The 16,030-nt window shown below is 70.8% G+C and carries 10 protein-coding genes; all 10 read left to right on the top strand.

The genetic code is table 11. From position 1 onward, the window contains the following. Positions 1-248 precede the first annotated feature (248 nt). Entirely contained in the window at positions 249-986 is a 738-nt protein-coding gene (locus BLQ91_RS38670; RefSeq protein ID WP_143023070.1) for a DUF6230 family protein, read from the top strand. After that, positions 983-1,405, top strand: coding sequence for a DUF6114 domain-containing protein (locus BLQ91_RS38665; protein WP_143023069.1), 423 nt, complete (start codon positions 983-985; stop codon positions 1,403-1,405). The genes BLQ91_RS38670 and BLQ91_RS38665 overlap by 4 nt, the downstream gene beginning before the upstream one ends. Beyond that, a complete protein-coding gene (locus tag BLQ91_RS38660; RefSeq protein WP_090105432.1) occupies positions 1,402-2,412 on the top strand; it encodes a 3-oxoacyl-ACP synthase III family protein in 1,011 nt (336 codons plus the stop codon). The genes BLQ91_RS38665 and BLQ91_RS38660 overlap by 4 nt, the downstream gene beginning before the upstream one ends. Continuing rightward, entirely contained in the window at positions 2,406-9,617 is a 7,212-nt protein-coding gene (locus BLQ91_RS38655; RefSeq protein WP_090105430.1) for a type I polyketide synthase, read from the top strand. Before BLQ91_RS38660 ends, BLQ91_RS38655 begins: the two co-directional genes overlap by 7 nt. Further along, positions 9,614-10,531 carry an alpha/beta fold hydrolase gene (locus BLQ91_RS38650; RefSeq protein WP_090105428.1) on the top strand — a complete coding sequence of 306 codons (918 nt, stop codon included), beginning with the start codon at positions 9,614-9,616 and terminating at the stop codon, positions 10,529-10,531. Before BLQ91_RS38655 ends, BLQ91_RS38650 begins: the two co-directional genes overlap by 4 nt. Continuing rightward, positions 10,500-12,131, top strand: a complete 1,632-nt coding sequence (locus tag BLQ91_RS38645) for a fatty acid CoA ligase family protein (RefSeq protein WP_090105426.1) — start codon at positions 10,500-10,502, stop codon at positions 12,129-12,131. Before BLQ91_RS38650 ends, BLQ91_RS38645 begins: the two co-directional genes overlap by 32 nt. Beyond that, complete coding sequence (locus tag BLQ91_RS38640; protein ID WP_090105424.1) at positions 12,128-13,120, top strand: NAD-dependent epimerase/dehydratase family protein; 993 nt, start codon at positions 12,128-12,130, stop codon at positions 13,118-13,120. The genes BLQ91_RS38645 and BLQ91_RS38640 overlap by 4 nt, the downstream gene beginning before the upstream one ends. Next, on the top strand, positions 13,117-14,406 hold the full coding sequence (locus tag BLQ91_RS38635) for a beta-ketoacyl-ACP synthase 3 (RefSeq protein ID WP_090105422.1): 1,290 nt from the start codon (positions 13,117-13,119) through the stop codon (positions 14,404-14,406). Before BLQ91_RS38640 ends, BLQ91_RS38635 begins: the two co-directional genes overlap by 4 nt. Beyond that, complete coding sequence (locus BLQ91_RS38630; RefSeq protein WP_090105420.1) at positions 14,403-15,611, top strand: beta-ketoacyl-[acyl-carrier-protein] synthase family protein; 1,209 nt, start codon at positions 14,403-14,405, stop codon at positions 15,609-15,611. Before BLQ91_RS38635 ends, BLQ91_RS38630 begins: the two co-directional genes overlap by 4 nt. 129 nt (positions 15,612-15,740) lie before the next feature. Then, a partial coding sequence (locus tag BLQ91_RS38625; protein WP_143022907.1) for a transposase occupies positions 15,741-16,030 on the top strand: 290 nt, incomplete at its 3' end.

Genomic DNA, 16,030 nt, shown 5'->3' with positions numbered 1-16,030 from the left:
CCGAGGACACCTTCCGCGTCCGTACTGGCACCGCACCATGGTCAGTTTGCGCAACCTCGACCTCAACGCCCTACGCCTCGCCGGCCACACCACCATCGCCACGGCCTGCGCACCATCGCCCGCAACAACACCCCTGCTCGAACGCAACCCCGACCAGCACCAACCGGACTTCGCCGGAACCCTGCCGCCGTTCCCACAATCAACCCACGGAGGTGCTCGCACTCCGGAATCCACAAACCTCTGTCTCCATGCAGATGCACCGGCAGAACGCGCGGAGTCACGTTCCGTGTTCTGCCGGTGCTCCTGCGTGGTGCGGACGGTCGATCTGCGAGTTCATATATGGCGTCGAACACATGCTCAAGGCCGGCTCCGAAGTCGCGCCACGGAGGAAGGCGCACGCGATGGCAGATGCCGGGCAGCACGAGCGGCCCGAGGGACGCACCAGCAGACGACGGCTCGTGTACGCGTTGGCACCGACCGCGCTGGCCGCGACCGTGATCCTGAGCGGTGTCGGCGAAGGTGCGCTCGCGGCGTCGTTCACCGGCGCGAACCCGTTCACCATCACGGCCGCGCGGATCGAGTCCGACGGGCTCGGCATCGGCACCGCGGTGTCGCCGGGGCGCTCGCTGGCGACGCTGGTCGTGCGGCTCCCGGTGGCCGACATCGAGGAGCTGTGCCAGTCGTCGACGATCGAACTGCCGGTCATCGGCAAGGTCACGACGGTGCTCCGGGCGGAACACGTGCACGCCACCGATCTCGCGCTGGAGATGAACAGCATCGACGGCAACATCGACCTCAAGCAGTTGCTGCTCGGTCCGCAGGAACCGAACGGGGCGATCGGGTACCGCGCATCCCGCGTCGTGCTCGACCAGGTGACGATCAACGCGGGCTCCGTCGCAGCCGGCTCGTTCATGGTCACCGGGGTGCGGCTGGATCACCACCTTGGCACGCAGGGCTGCCCGGCTCCCACCAAGGTCGCCCGATGACCGCCCACACGACTGCGCGCAAGATGGGTCAGCTGTGCCGCACGCGCCCGTTCGCCGCCGGGGTCGCGACCGCGCTGGCGGGTGTCGAACTCGTTGCCGTGGTGTGCACTTCGCCCGGCCTGCTCCGGTTCGCCGGCGGCGGCGCCACGGCGAGCTGGGTGCTGGGCGGGCTGCTCGTGGTCGCCGGCGCCACCATGCTCACCCAGCCGCAACTGCGCTACTTCGCCGGCGTGGTCGCGATCGTCACCGGCCTACTGAGCCTCGTACAGGCCAACCTCGGCGGCTTCGGCGCGGGATTCGTGCTGGCGGCCGCCGGCGGCGCGCTGGCCCTAGCGTGGACACCGCTGAAGGCAGAAGGACCACCCCGAGCACATCAGGCCCGGTTCGGGCAGAACCCCTCGACCGAGAAGGAAGCATGACGGACATCGCTTCGCGGGTCGCCGCTGTGTCGGTTCACCTGCCCGAAACCGTTCTGTCCACAGAGGACCTGGAGGCACGCCTCGCCGCGCGCAACCCGGACGTTGAGATACTCCACGGGGCGATCACGAAGTTGTCCGGTGTCCGCTACCGGCACATCGCCGAACCCGGTTGCACCACCGTGGAACTGGGCATCGCCGCGGCGCGGAAACTGCTCACCGAACATAACCGGTCGATCGACGAGATCGACCTACTGATTTTCTGCTCGGTCTCGCTCACCCTGCTCGAACCGGCGACCGCCCACGCGGTGGCCGCGGGTCTCGGCGCGAGCTGCCACGTGTTCGACGTGCGCAACGCCTGCAACAGCTTTGTCACCGCGATGCAGGTCGCCGACTCGTTCATCCGCACCGGCACCTACCGCCGCGTGCTCGTCGTGGCCGGCGAGTGGACGACGCCGGTGATGAAGTGGAGCTTCGCCAGCCAGGAGGACTACCTCGCCGCGTGCGCCGGGTACACGGTGTCCGACGCGGGGGCGGCGATGTTGCTGGAGGCGTCCGACGAGCCGGGCGTGCTGGGTGCCGCGTTCGGCGCGGACTCCTCCACCTGGGAGTCGGCCGTCGTGCCGGTCGTGCAGACCAACGGCACCAAGACGCACCAGCTGGGCGACTTCCAGGTCGACGGGCTGCGGTTCGCCAGGGCGTTCGCCGAGGCGGATCTCAGCATCATCCCCAAGACCGTCGCCGAGCTCGGACTGTCCATGTCGGACTTCAAGGTCGTGTGCATGCACCAGCCGGTCGACGCGGTGCTGACCTCGTTGCGCGACAAGTTCGAGCTGCGCGAGGACCAGCTGGTGCGAGTCGTCAGTGACCACGGCAACAGCGCAGCGACGTGCCTGCCGCTGCAACTCGCGATCGCCGTGGAGCAGGGCCGGGTGCAGCGTGGTGACCTCGTCGCGATGATCGGCCTGGCCAGCGGCTTCAGCTACGGAGTGGTGGTGCTGAAGTGGTGAACGAACAGCAGCGCGACGGATCGGTGCCGATTGCGATCGTCGGTGCGGCGTGCCGGCTGCCCGGTGGCATCGCCTCGCTGGACGACCTGTGGGCCGCGTTGATGGACCGGCGCGACCTCGTGGGCGAGATGCCCGAGGGCCGGTTCGACGTCAGCCGGTTCCACGACCCCGACCCGGACCGGCCGGGCAAGGGGTACTCGTTCCAGGGCGGGTTCCTGCCCGACCTCGGCGCGTTCGACGCCGGGTTCTTCGGAATCTCGCCGAGGGAAGCGGCGGCGATGGACCCGCAGCAGCGGATGCTGCTGGAGCTCACCGTCGAGGCGCTGGACGACGCCGGTCTCGACCGCGCCGCGCTGGCCGGTACGGACACTGCGGTGTTCGTCGGGCAATCCGGTGTCGGTTACGGTGTGGCGCAAGGCATGCAGCCCGAGCGCATCGGCCCGTACCTGATGACCGGCAGCGCGATGTCGATCTCGGCCAACCGGATCTCCTACGCGTTCGACCTGCGCGGCCCGAGCATGGCGGTGGACACGGCGTGTTCATCGGCGTTGTTCGCGTTGCACCAGGCGTGCGAGGTGCTCCGTTCCGGCGGCAGCTCGCTCGCGATCGCGGCCGGGACGAACGCGCTGGTGAACCCGAACGACTTCATCGGTTTCGCCAAGGCGTCGATGCTGTCGCCGACGTTCCGCTGCCGCGCGTTCTCGGCGGACGCGGACGGTTACGTGCGCGCCGAGGGTGCCGGTCTCGTGGTGCTCAAGCGGCTGGAGGACGCGCTCACCGACGGTGACCGGGTGCACGCCGTGCTGCTCGCCACCGGCGTCAACACCGACGGCCGCACGCAAGGTCTGCCGGTGCCGAGCGCCGAGGCGCAGACCGCGTTGCTGCGCGAGACGTACTCGAAGGCCGGGGTGCGTCCAGAGGACGTCGTGTACGTGGAGGCGCACGGCACCGGCACGCCTGTCGGCGACCCGATCGAGTGCACCGCGCTGGGCACCGCTCTCGGTGGCGACCGCGAGGCACCGTTGCCGATCGGCTCGGTGAAGACCAACATCGGCCACCTGGAGAGTGCTTCAGGGATGGCCGGGCTGTTCAAGGCCATGCTGGTGCTGCGCCACGGCACGGTACCCGCGTCCCTGCACGGCCTGCCCGCCAACCCGGACATCGACTTCGCCGGTCTCGGCCTGACCGCGGTGCACGAACCGCTGACCGTGCCGAGCGGTGTCGTCGGCGTCAACAGCTTCGGTTTCGGTGGCGCGAACGGGCACGCCGTGCTCGCGCCGCCGCCGGTGCAGGCTGCGGGCACCAGTTCCGCGGACCTGGTTCCGGTGCTCGTGTCCGCCCGTTCCGAGGAGGCGCTTTCCGCTGCGGTGGAAGCGATGTGCGAACGGCTGGACAGCACGTCGCAGGCGGACTTCTACGACCTGGCCTACACGAGCTGTCTGCGCCGCACGACCGAACCTCATCGGGCCGTGGTCCTGGCGACCAGCCCGGCCGAGGCCGTCGAGCGGTTCCGCGCGGCCGATGCCCGCGACACGGCGAGTGCGCGAGGCACCGCCGCGACGGCGGCCGGAGTGGCGTTCGCCTTCTCCGGCAACGGATCGCAGTGGACCGGCATGGGCTGCACGCTGCTCAACACCGAACCGGCCTTCCGCGCCGCGGTGACCAAGGTGGACGAGGCGCTGCGGCCGAAGCTCGGCTGGTCGGTGCTCCACGAGCTGGCCTCCCCCATCACGTCCATGAGCGACACCGCGATCGCGCAGCCGCTGCTGTTCGCGGTGCAGATCGGGCTGGCCGCGGTGCTGCGCGACCAGGACGTCGCACCTGCCGTGGTGTTCGGGCACAGCGTTGGCGAGGTGGCCGCGGCCTGCGTGTCCGGAGCGCTGGACCTGGAGTCGGCGTGCGCGGTGATCGCCCAGCGCAGCCTCGCGCAGGCGTCGACCGCCGGCACCGGACGCATGATGGCCGTCGGCCTGCCGCGCGACCGCGCCGAGGAAGTGCTCGCGGAGTTCGACGGCCGGCTGGTGCTCGCGGCGGTCAACAGCGACCGCGACGTGACGGTGGCCGGTGAGGCGGCCGCGATCGAGCATCTGGGCCAGAAGCTCGCGGCGGACGACGTGTTCGCCCGCGAACTCGACCTCGACTACGCGTTCCACAGCCCGGCGATGGACCCCATCGAGCACCAGGTGCGCGTCGGGCTGGCGGACATTGTCTCGACGGCGCCGCACGTGCCGATGCTGTCGACGGTCACCGGTGAAGCGGTCCGCGACGGCGAGCTGGACGCCGACTACTGGTGGCGCAACGTGCGCCTGCCCGTCCTGTTCGAACCGGCAGCGGCGGCGCTCGCCGAGCACAGTGTCGGTGTGGTCGTGGAGATCGGGCCGCACGCGGTCCTGTCGACGTACCTGCGCCGCGCCGGGCACCGCGTGGTGAACACGCTGTTGCGCGGCGAGCCGGGCACGGGTCTCGGTCGGCAGGTGTCGGCCGAGCTCATCGTGGCCGGGGCTGATCTTCTGCCGAGCTGGTTCCCGCACCGGGGCAAGGTCTCCGCGCTGCCCTCGTACCCGTGGCAGCGCGAGCAGCACTGGCCGCTTGCCCCGGAGACGTGGGTCCGCACGAGCGGCACCGGCCGGGTCGAGCACCCGTTGCTGGGCGAGCGGATGCCCGCCGTGGATCCGTTGTGGCACAGCACGGTCGAACCCGCCAGGACGCCGTGGGTCGCCGACCACCGGGTGGCAGGCGCCGTCGTCATGCCCGCCACCGGCTACGTCGAGATGGGACTGGCGGCCGGACGGCGGGTGCTCGCCGGACCGGTAGAGGTGGACGGGCTGGACATCCTGGGCGCGATGGCGCTGCCGTGGGACTCCGCCATGCACCACGAGGTTCAGGTTTCACTGTCCGATGAAGACGGTGTGCTCCGGGTCGCGAGCCGATCCGGTGACGTCGAGTGGACCACGCACGCCAGGGGCCGGGTGCGCCGGATGCCGGGCGGTGCACCGGCTGTGGTGCGCGAGCCGGACTCCCCCGCCGCTGAGGTGATGTCCGGGAACCGGTTGTACGAGCTGTGCGCCAAGGCAGGGCTGGAGTACGGGCCGATGTTCCAGGGCCTGACCGCGCTGCGGGTGTACGAGGGTGAGGTGTGGGCGGACTACACGTGCCCCGCTTCACAGCACGGCTACGAAGTGCATCCCGCGCTGCTCGACCTGGCACTGCAGGCCGGCATACCGTTGCTGGGGCTCGACGAGCCGGGCAGCCGCGGTTACCTGCCGATGTCGATCGGTCGGGTGCGGATGTGGCGGCAGCCGTCGTCGTCCGGCCGGATCCACGTGCGGATGCGCTCGCACTCGCCGCGCGAGTCCCGCTGGGACGTGGTGATCGTGGACGAGCGCGGCGACGTGGCGGTGGAGCTGAACTCGTGCCGGCTGCGCGCGTTCGGCGCCGTGCTCGACCCGCCGCCCGCGCGCCTAGAGACCGTGCTGCGCGCCGCACCTCGCACGGACGACTCGGTCGCGCCGGACGTGCCCGCACGAGTGGTGAGCGGACCGGCACAGGGTGAGCGCGGCCTGTTCCGCGACCTGGTGACCGCGGCGAGCGGTGGCGCGATGATCGACGCGGTGCGCGCGCTGCTGCCCGGCAAGTACTGGTTCACCACCGATGACCTCGTCGGCGCCGGTGTGCTGGAGGCACATCGCCGACTGGTCGAGATGCTGCTCTCGTTCGCGAGTGATCACGGGTGGGTGCGTCACGAGCCGTGCGGTTCGTGGCACATCGTGCGGATTCCGAACACCGCTGCGGTGTACCAGGAACTAGCCTCGCTGTCCGAGTCCGCCGGAGTGGCCGCACCGGTGATCACGTGTGCGATGCGGCTCGCCGACGCGCTGACCGGACGGGCGAGCGCCGCCGAGGGCGAGAACGACTCCGTCGCGCACTTCCATGACACCGGCACGCCGCTGCGGTTCGTGAACACGACGTTGCGCGACACCGTTCGGGCGTTCGTGGCCGCATGGCCCGCTGATCGGCCGTTGCGCGTGCTGGAGATCGGCGCGGGCACCGGTGGCGCCACGGCGCATGTGCTGCCCGAGCTTCCGCCGGAGCGCACCGTCTACGTGAGCTCTGACGTCTCGCCGGCGTCCTTCGCCGCTGCGGCCGCGCGTTTCGACCGCTTCGGGTTCGTCGAGCACCGCACGCTGGACCTGAGCTCCGATCCCGCCGGTCAGGGCTTCGAACGAGGCGGGTTCGACGTCGTGATCGCCGCGAACTCCCTGCACACCAACGCAGACGTGGCGCAAGCGATGCGGTACGCACACTGGCTGCTCGCACCCGGCGGGCTCCTGCTGGCCGCCGAGTCGCACGACACCGGGCTGTTCGCGCTGCCGTCCGGCCTCTCGCCCGAGTTCTGGGACCAGCGCGACTCCGGTGCCGCCCTGCTCGGCTTGGACGAGTGGACCGAACTGCTGGCGGACAACGGTTTCCGCGACGCCCACAGCGAGCTCGACCCGGCCGGCATCGGCTTGTCGGTGACAGTGGCGCGCACGGCCGCGGACCCGCTGCCCGAGCGCCGCACGTCGGGCATGGGCACGCGCTGGCTGGTCGTGGTGGACGAGCCAGCCGACCGCGACCGAGCCGACGCGGTGCTCGCCGCGCTGGCCTCCACCGGCGCCGAGGTGGTGGAGGCGGTCGCGGGTTCGACGCTGCCCCGCGTGGTCACCGACGGGATCGTGTACGTCCTGGGCGGCGACACCGATCCGGCGGAGGCCGCGGTGCGACGCGCGGACGTGATGCGTCAGGTCGCCGCCGGGCACCGGCCCGGTTCGCGGCTGGTACTGCTCACCCGGCCGACCGGTCTGCACCCGGCTCCCGAGCGGGCTCTCGCGCTCGATGACGCGGCCACATGGGGCGCGTCGCGTTCCCTCGCCAACGAGGTTCCCGGCCTCACGATCACACGTGTCTCGTGGGACGACACCGGCGATCCCGCCGGCGACGCCCGCCGGGTGGTAGCCGAACTGTTCGGCACCGACGAGGACGAGGTGGTACTCACCGCGTCCGGCCGGTTCGTGCCGCGGGTGGTACCGATCCAGGACACGACGAACGAGCCCGGCGTGCCGTTCCGCCTCTCCGTGACTGAGCCGAGCCTGTCCTATCGCCTGCGGTGGGACGAGCACCCGGTGCCCCAGCCCGGGCCCGGCCAGGTCGTCGCCGAGGTGCGGGCAGCCGCGCTGAACTACCGCGACGTCATGTACGCCACCGGTCTGCTGGTGCCGAAGTTCGCCGACGACGACGAGGCGGAGCTGTTGCTCGGCCTCGAGTTCGCGGGCGTCGTCACCGCTGTCGGCGCCGGGGTGACCGGGGTGCGGCCGGGCGCCCGGGTCTTCGGCTCCGCGGACGCCTCGTTCGCCTCGCACGTGTGCACGGCCGCCACCGACCTGTCGCCGTTGCCGGACTCGATGACCTTCGCCGAGGCCGCCACCACGACTGTCGCGTGGAAGACCGTGCACCACGGCCTCGGCACGCTGGCACGGCTGGGCGAGGGCGAGACCGTGCTCGTGCACGGTGCCGCCGGTGGTGTCGGCCTCGCCGCCGTTGACTACGCGGCGCGCCGCGGCGCCACCGTGATCGCCACGGCGGGCAGCGACCTCAAGCGCGACTACCTGCGGGCCCGCGGTGTCGAGCACGTGCTCGACTCGCGCAGCACCGACTTCGCCGACCAGGTGATGGCACTGACCGGCGGGCGCGGCGTGGACGTGGTCCTGAACTCGCTCAGCGGCGAGGGACTGGCGCGCAGCCTGGAGGTGCTGGCGCCGTACGGCCGGTTCGTCGAGATCGGCAAGCGCGACATCTACGACAACTCGCGGCTGGCGATGCGCCCGCTGGCGGATAACATCAGCCTGTTCGCGGTGGACGTGTCCGAACTGGACCGTCATCAGCCGCGGCTGGCGTTGCAAGAGAACCACGACGTGTTCGCCGCGATCCGCTCCGGTGAGTACGGCGTGCTGCCGCACCGGTCGTACCCGGCCACGCGGATCCAGGAGGCGTTACGGCTGATGCGCCACTCGCGGCACATCGGCAAAATCGTCGTGACGTTTGACGAGCCGGTCGAGGTGCACCGGACGCCGCGCCGGCTCACTCTCGACCCGAACGCGAGCTATCTCGTCACCGGTGGTCTCGGTGGTTTCGGCGCGGCCACGGCCATACGGCTCGCCGAACGCGGTGCGCGGCATCTCGTCCTAGTGGGCAGGCGCGGCACGGACTCGCCGGAAGCCGCCGCGGTGGTGGAGAAGCTCGCCCGGCTGGGTGCGCGGGCCGAGGTTCACGCCGCCGACATCACCGACCGGGACGCGGTGCGGAACGTGCTGGCCGCGGTCGAACGCGGCGGGCACACGTTGCGCGGTGTGGTGCACGCCGCGATGGTGCTCGACGACCGGCCGCTCACCGAGCTCGACGACGACGCGTTCATGACCGCCGTGGCACCGAAGGTGCGCGGCGCGGTGCACTTGGACGAGCTGACCGGGGACCTGGACTTCGTCGTCCTGTACTCGTCGTACTCGGCGCTGTGGGGCCTGATCAACCAGTCCAACTACAACGCGGGCAACGGTTTCCTCGAAGCCGTCGTGCGCAGGCGCAGACGCGAGGGCAAGCCGGGCATCGCACTTCAGTGGGGTGCTATCGGTGACACGGGTTACGTCGCCCGGGAGAACATCGGTGAGCAGCTGTCCCTGCTGGGCTCCGCACCTATTACGTCCCGCATGGCGCTGGACGCGCTGGAGGATCTGCTCGGCAGCGCCGAGCGGGAAGTCGTCGCCGTGGGCGACATCGGCAGCGAGCACATCGGGATGCTGCTGCCCTCGTTGAGCACGCCGCGGCTGGCGCACTTCGCGCCGACCGGCACTCAGCAGGGCACCGACCAGCTCGGCGCGTTGCTCGACCAGATCAAGGAGCTGGACGACGCCGGCTCCCGGCAGCTGGTGATGGAGGCGATGACCACCGAGGTCGCCGCGATCATGCGGACCACGCCGGACCGCGTCGACACGTCGAAGAAGCTCAACGAGCTGGGCATGGACTCGCTGATGGTGATGGAGCTGTCCGCGGCGATGCGCAAAGCGTTCCAGTTCCAGTTCTCCACCATCCACGTGTTCCGGATGACCGGCGGCATCTCCACGCTCGCCGCCGAGCTTCACGACCACCTCAAGGTGCTGGCGGCGGGCCGATGACGACAGCCGAGACCTACCGGAGGCCCTCCGGTGCGATGAAGGGACTGCGTTCGCACTGGTTCGTGAGGGGAACCGTGCGGCAGCACTACCTCGACGAGGGTTCCGGCCCTCCGGTGTTGATGCTGCACGGCAACCCGAGCTGGAGCGTTATGTGGCGCGACCTCGTCCGGGCGCTCGCCCCCGAGCACCGGTGCCTGGCACCCGACCACATCGGCATGGGCTGGTCATCGCGGCCTTCCGAGGACGACTACGACTACACCGTCGCGTCCAGAGTGGACGACCTGGACGCGTTCGTCACGTACCAGATCGAGGACCGCGGTCTGCCGGAGACCGGGTGGACGCTGGTGATGCACGACTGGGGTGGCGTCATCGGGATGGCGTGGGCGGCCCGCCATCCCGAGCGGGTCGCCCGGCTCGTCGTGCTGAACAGCGTCGCGTTCGCCGACCAGTTCACGCCGAAGTCGCTGCCGATCGGGCTCCACCTCGTGCTGCGGTGGGTCAAGCGCTCGCGGCTGGCGCGGTACCTCTTCCTGCGGCACAACGTCTTCGCCCGCGTCTCCGCCCGAGTCGGGGTGCGCCGCCGGATGGCGGTCGGGCTGCGGCGGACGTTCCTCGCCCCGGACAACCGGCTGGCAGCGCTGCGGTTCGTGCAGAGCATCCCGCAGTCGCCGGAGGATCCGGCCTGGCGGGACGTGCTGGCGGCGGAGCACGCCACCACCCTGCTGGCGGACCGGCCGCTGTTCGTCGGCTGGGGCGGCCGTGACCCGGTGTTCCGCAAGGCGAGCTACGACGACTGGCTGCGGCGCTACCCCCACGCCGTCGCGCGTTATCACGACGACGCAGGCCACTACGTGTTGGAAGACAAGACCGAGGAGTTGACCGGTGACATCCGCACGTTCCTGTCCACCACCTGAGGAGACCCTGCTGTTCAGCAGGTTCGCCGAGATCGCCGAGCGCACCCCGGACGCCATCGCGATGCGGTACCCGGTGGGACGCGGTGGTTACGCGTCGATCACCCATCGCGACCTCGTCTCGCATGTGGACAGCTGTGAGCGGGCGCTGTGGCACGCGGGGTTGCGGCCCGGCATGCGCACCGTGCTGCTGGCGCCCGCAGGGCCGGACTGCACCGCGTTGTTGCTGGCCATCGGCCGGATCGGTGCGGTGCCCGTGCTGATCGACCCGGCGATCGGCCCGCGCGCGCTGAGCCGTTGTGTCGCCGCGACGGCGGCGGAGGCGTTCATCGGGGTACCGCGCGCCCACCTCGCGCGCAAGCTGCTGGGGTGGCCGCCGGTGAAGGTGTCGATCACGGTGGGGCGGCGGTGGTTCTGGCGCGGGCACACGCTCGCCGGGCTGCTCGCGGCGGATGCGCCGAAGCCTCCCGCACCGGCCGAGCCCGGTGGGCTGATCGCGTTCACCTCCGGCTCCACCGGGCCGGCCAAGCCCGTGGAGTACCGCGCAGAGCACCTGTCCGCGCAGATCCGTATGGCGTCGGCGGTGCTGGACGTGCGCGTCGGCACGCCGTGCCTGATCACCTTCGCGCCGTTCGTCGTGGCCGGGCCGTCGCTCGGGTGGGAGACCGTGGTTCCGGACGTCGACCTGCTGAGGCCCGCCACCGCCGACCCGGTGAAGCTGATCGAGGCGATCAGGCGGTTCGGCGTCGAATGCGTGTTCACCTCGCCCGCGGCGCTGGAGGTGTTGTCCCGCTACTGCACCGAGCACGGCATCGTGCTGGAGCAGGTGCGCAAGGTCGCCTGCATCGGGGCGTCGCTCGATCCCCGGCTGGCGCGCCGGTTGCGGCGGTGCCTGCACTCCGACGCGGTGGTGCACTCGATCTACGGCGCGACGGAGTGCCTTCCGGTCAGTGTGATCGAGAGCCGTGAGCTGCTCGACAACGCCATGTCGAGCGAACGCGGTCACGGCACCTGTCTCGGCCGTCCGGTCGAGGACAACGCGGTTCGCGTGATCACCGTGACCGACGAGCCGATCGACGAGTGGTACGACGGTCTAGAGGTGGCGGCGGGTGTCGTCGGTGAGATCACCGTGACCGGTCCCAGCACCAGCGAGAGCTACGTCGGGCAACCGGACCGCACGCGGCTGGCCAAGATCCGCGAAGGTGACCGCGTCGTGCACCGCGTCGGTGATCTCGGGCACCTCGACGAGCAGGGGAGCCTGTGGTTCCACGGCCGCAAGTCGCACCGCGTGCGCACCGCGACCGGCGATCTCATCACCGAGCAGGTGGAACCGATCGCCAACGCCGTGGCCGGTGTCCGCCGCAGCGCGCTGGTCGGTGTCGGCGCAACCGGCGCGCAGATGCCGGTGCTCTGTTTGGAAGCGGAGTCCGGCGTCGACCGCGCGGCGGTCGAGCGCGCCGTGCGGGCCGTGCTCGCGGGCCATCCGCACACCGCCGCGATCGACAGTCTGCTGTTCCACCGCCGTTTCCCGGTAGATCCCCGGCACAACTCGAAGATCGTCCGCGAGGAGCTGGCGCTCTGGGCCGCACGGAGGTTGCGATGAAGGTGCTCGTGACCGGTGGTGCTGGCTTCCTGGGCGGCGCGGTCTGCGCGCATTTGGCGGACGCGGCCCACGACGTCCGCTCGTTCAACCGATCCACCTCGGCTCGACTGTCCGAACTGGACATCGAGCAACGGCGGGGTGACCTGCGCGACGCGGTCGCGGTGTCGGCGGCGGTCGCCGGGATGGACGCGGTCGTGCACTGCGCGGCCAAGACCGGGATCTGGGGACCCGCGAGCGACTTCGACGAGATCAACGTCGGTGGTACGCGCAACGTGGTCGACGCGTGCCGGCGGCACGGCGTCCGGCGGCTGGTGCACACCTCCAGCCCGAGCGTCGTGCACGCTGGCACCGATCTGGAGGGCGTGGACGAGACCATTCCACTGCCATCGCGCCACAAGGCGCACTACCCGCGCACCAAGGCGATCGCGGAACGGCACGTGCTGGCCGCGAACTCGGGCGACCTCGCGACCGTCGCGTTGCGGCCGCACCTGGTCTGGGGTCCGGGCGACCCGCACTTCCTGCCCCGCATCATCGCGCGCGCCCAGGCGGGGCGCCTGCGACACCTCGGACCGACCGGCAAGATCGTCGACACCGTCTACGTGGACAACGCCGCCGCCGCGCACGTTCTCGCCGTGGCACAGCTCGACGTCGGCACGCCGATCACGGGTCGCGCCTACTTCATCACCCAGGGCGAGCCGGTGGCGCTGGACGTGCTCATCAACTCCTGGCTGGCCGCCCACGGCCTGCCAGCGGAACACCGCCGCCTGCCCGCCTGGCTCGCGCGGACCGCCGGCATCGCCGTCGAGCTCGCGTTCCGGGCACTGCGGTTGCGTGCCGAGCCGCCGTTGACGCGGTTCCTGGTGGAGCAGCTGACGACCGCGCACTGGTTCGACATCACCGCGGCACGGCGCGACCTCGGCTACACGCCGCAGATCGACACGGCAGAAGGACTGCGCCGGCTGGCGCTCAGCGCTGGAGGAACAGGATGAGCCACTGCGCGGTGCTGGAAGCGGTGGCCGGTTGCGTGCCGCCGCAGGTGATCACGAACCACGACCTCCCCGCCGAGTGGGACGTCAACGACGCCTGGGTGCGCGGGCGGACCGGCATCGCCACCCGGCACCGGGCCGGTGCCGGGGTCTCGACGAGCGACCTCGCGGTGGAAGCCGGTCGCCGCGTCCTGCGGTCCGCGGGAAACCCCGTGGTGGACCTGGTGATCGTGGCGACGTCCACTCCGGACCGTCCGTGCCCGGCCACCGCTCCCGCCGTGGCCACCAGGCTCGGGCTGTCCGGGGTGGCGGCGTACGACATCTCCGCCGTGTGTACCGGCTTCATCTACGGGCTCGCCACCGCGCAGGGGTTCATCGCGTCTGGTGTCGCCACGCGCATACTGCTCATCGGCGCCGACGTCTGGTCCACGCTGCTGGATCCGGACGATCGCTCGTCCGGTGTGGTCTTCGGTGACGGTGCGGGCGCGGTGCTGCTGCGCGCGGGCGCGGCCGGGGAGAAGGGAGCGCTGCTGGGGTTCGACCTCGGCAGCGACGGCTCCGGCGAGGACCTGATCACCGTGCGGGCCGGTGGTTCGCGTGCCCGCAGCGACGCGGAACCGTTGCCCGAACGGGAAAGCCGGTTCTCCATGACCGGCCGTGAGGTGTTCCGCCGCGCGGTGGCCGCCATGGCGGCCTCTGCCACCACGACGTTGCGGAAGGTGGGCTGGCAGGCCGAGCAGCTGGACCGGCTCGTGCCGCACCAGGCCAACGCCCGCATCCTGACCGCCGTCGCGCGCTGCCTGGACCTCCCGGCGGACCGCGTCGTCGGCAACATCGAACACGTCGGCAACACCGGTGCCGCCTCGATTCCGCTGGCACTGGCCGACGCCGTCGCCCACCACGGGCTGGTTCCGGGCGACCGGGTGCTGCTCACCGCGTTCGGCGGCGGGCTCACCTGGGGATCCGCCGCACTGACCTGGCCGGACCTACCGCCAGTTGACCACGTCAAAATCTACAACCACAGGAGTACGACCATGCAGACCGTCAACGACCGCATGATGTTCCTGCTGACCGACAATTTCGGTATCCCGGCCGAGGACATCCGGCCGAACGTCAGCTTCGACGAGCTGGACGTCGACTCGCTCACCCTCGCCGAGCTCGCGATCATCCTGGGCAAGGAGTTCGGTGTCGAGGTCAGCGACGACGACATCAGCAAGAAGCTCACCCCCGTCGAGGCCGCGGCTCTGATCCAGGCCAAGGTCGCGGGCTCGACCCCCTCGGCGACGTGACGGTCGCCGTCACCGGGGTCGGCCTGGTCACGCCGGCGGGAGTCGGCAAGGAGACGACCTGGGAGCGTGTGCTGAGCGGACAGCCCACGACCACTCCCGACCCCGAGCTGCAGCCGTTGTCCGCCGGTTTCTCCTGCCGGGTGCCGCACAGCGACGCCGAGCTGAACAAGATTCTTTCCCTGCGCCAGTCCTGGCGGCTGGCCCGGTTCACCAAGCTCGCGCTGATAGCCGCGCGGGAAGCGGTCGCCGAGGCCGGCCTCGACCCGGAGAGCTGGGACGGCGCGCGTGTGGCCGTGGTGCTGGGCAACGGCATCGGCGCCGCGGACGCGTGGACCACGCAGACGATGCGGATGGCGAACCAGCCCCCCTCCCCCTCGTTCATCCCGTCGTCCATCGTCAACGCAGCGGCCGGTGAGCTGGCGATCCTGTTGCGAGCCAACGGTCCTAGCCTCGCGGTGGCGACCGCCTGCGCCTCCGGGGCGTCGGCCATCGCCATCGCCCGTTCGCTGCTGCTGTCCGGAGCGTGCGACATCGCGATCGCGGGCGGCACCGAGGCCTGCGTCACGCCCCTGATCGCCGGGTCGTTCCACCAGCTCGGCGCTCTCTCCACCAGCCGGGACGATCCCGCCGGTGCCTCTCGCCCGTTCTCCCCCGACCGCGACGGCTTCGTGCTGTCCGAGGGGGCAGGAATCCTGGTCCTGGAACGGGAGTGGGACGCGCGTGCCCGGCGGGCGCCGGTCAAGGTGGTGCTGGCGGGCAGCGGCCAATCCACCGACGCGCACCACCCGACGGCTCCGCATCCCGACGGCCGCTTCGCCGAAGCCGCGGTGAGAGCCGCGTTGTCCGACGGGCAGCTGGTCCCGGCTGACGTCGACCACGTGAACGCGCACGGGACGTCGACACCGTTGAACGACTCCACCGAAGCGGCGCTGATCGCCCGCATGTTCCCGTTGCGGCCCTCCGTCACGGCTCCGAAGGGGGTGCTCGGCCACAGCCTCGGTGCGGCCGGGGCGATCGAGGCCGCACTGACGGTGCTGACGTTGCGGCACCAGGTGGCACCGCCGGTGGCGAACCTCGAGAAACCCGACTTCGACCCCGAGCTCGACTTCGTGATGGGCGAGGCGCGGAAGCAACGCATCGAGGCAGCGGTCAGCCACTCGTTCGGGTTCGGTGGCCACAACACGGTTCTCGCGTTCACGACGTGATCGGCCGGGAGAACGACGAAGGGCGCCTGTCGTGGTGACAGGCGCCCTTCGTGCTCGATCCGGTGGGTGCTAGGAGCTGTTTGAAGTTCGGATCTAGGTTGGCTGGTGGCGCGCTGGTAGAACACGGATGTGGCGCGTTTTGATGTGACCGATGCCGAGTGGGCGTTGATCGAGCCGCATGTGCCGGTCGCGGCCACGGGGCCGTTGCCGCGGCGGGTGCGGGATCAGTTCAACGGGATCCTGTGGCGGTTCCGCACCGGGTCGGGCTGGCGTGACGTCCCGCAACGGTATGGGCCCTGGTCCACCGTCTACTCCCGGTTCAACTCCTGGGCCAAGGCCGGGATGTTCCAGGCGCTGATGGACGCGCTGATCGCCGAGGCCGCCTCCCGCGGCCAAGTCGGATTGGAACTGGTCAGCGT

The sequence above is a fragment of the Lentzea jiangxiensis genome (assembly GCF_900104175.1).
In the GTDB taxonomy this organism is placed as follows: Bacteria; Actinomycetota; Actinomycetes; order Mycobacteriales; family Pseudonocardiaceae; genus Lentzea; species Lentzea jiangxiensis.
Note: the sequence above shows the minus strand (reverse complement) of the source record. Positions and strands in the feature narration are given on the sequence as shown.

What these genes read in the sequence shown, in the direction of transcription:
- BLQ91_RS38670 (WP_143023070.1), top strand. Translation starts at nt 249, where the DNA reads ATGCAGATGCACCGGCAGAACGCGCGGAGTCACGTTCCGTGTTCTGCC.
- BLQ91_RS38665 (WP_143023069.1), top strand. Translation starts at nt 983, where the DNA reads ATGACCGCCCACACGACTGCGCGCAAGATGGGTCAGCTGTGCCGCACG.
- BLQ91_RS38660 (WP_090105432.1), top strand. Translation starts at nt 1,402, where the DNA reads ATGACGGACATCGCTTCGCGGGTCGCCGCTGTGTCGGTTCACCTGCCC.
- BLQ91_RS38650 (WP_090105428.1), top strand. Translation starts at nt 9,614, where the DNA reads ATGACGACAGCCGAGACCTACCGGAGGCCCTCCGGTGCGATGAAGGGA.
- BLQ91_RS38640 (WP_090105424.1), top strand. Translation starts at nt 12,128, where the DNA reads ATGAAGGTGCTCGTGACCGGTGGTGCTGGCTTCCTGGGCGGCGCGGTC.
- BLQ91_RS38635 (WP_090105422.1), top strand. Translation starts at nt 13,117, where the DNA reads ATGAGCCACTGCGCGGTGCTGGAAGCGGTGGCCGGTTGCGTGCCGCCG.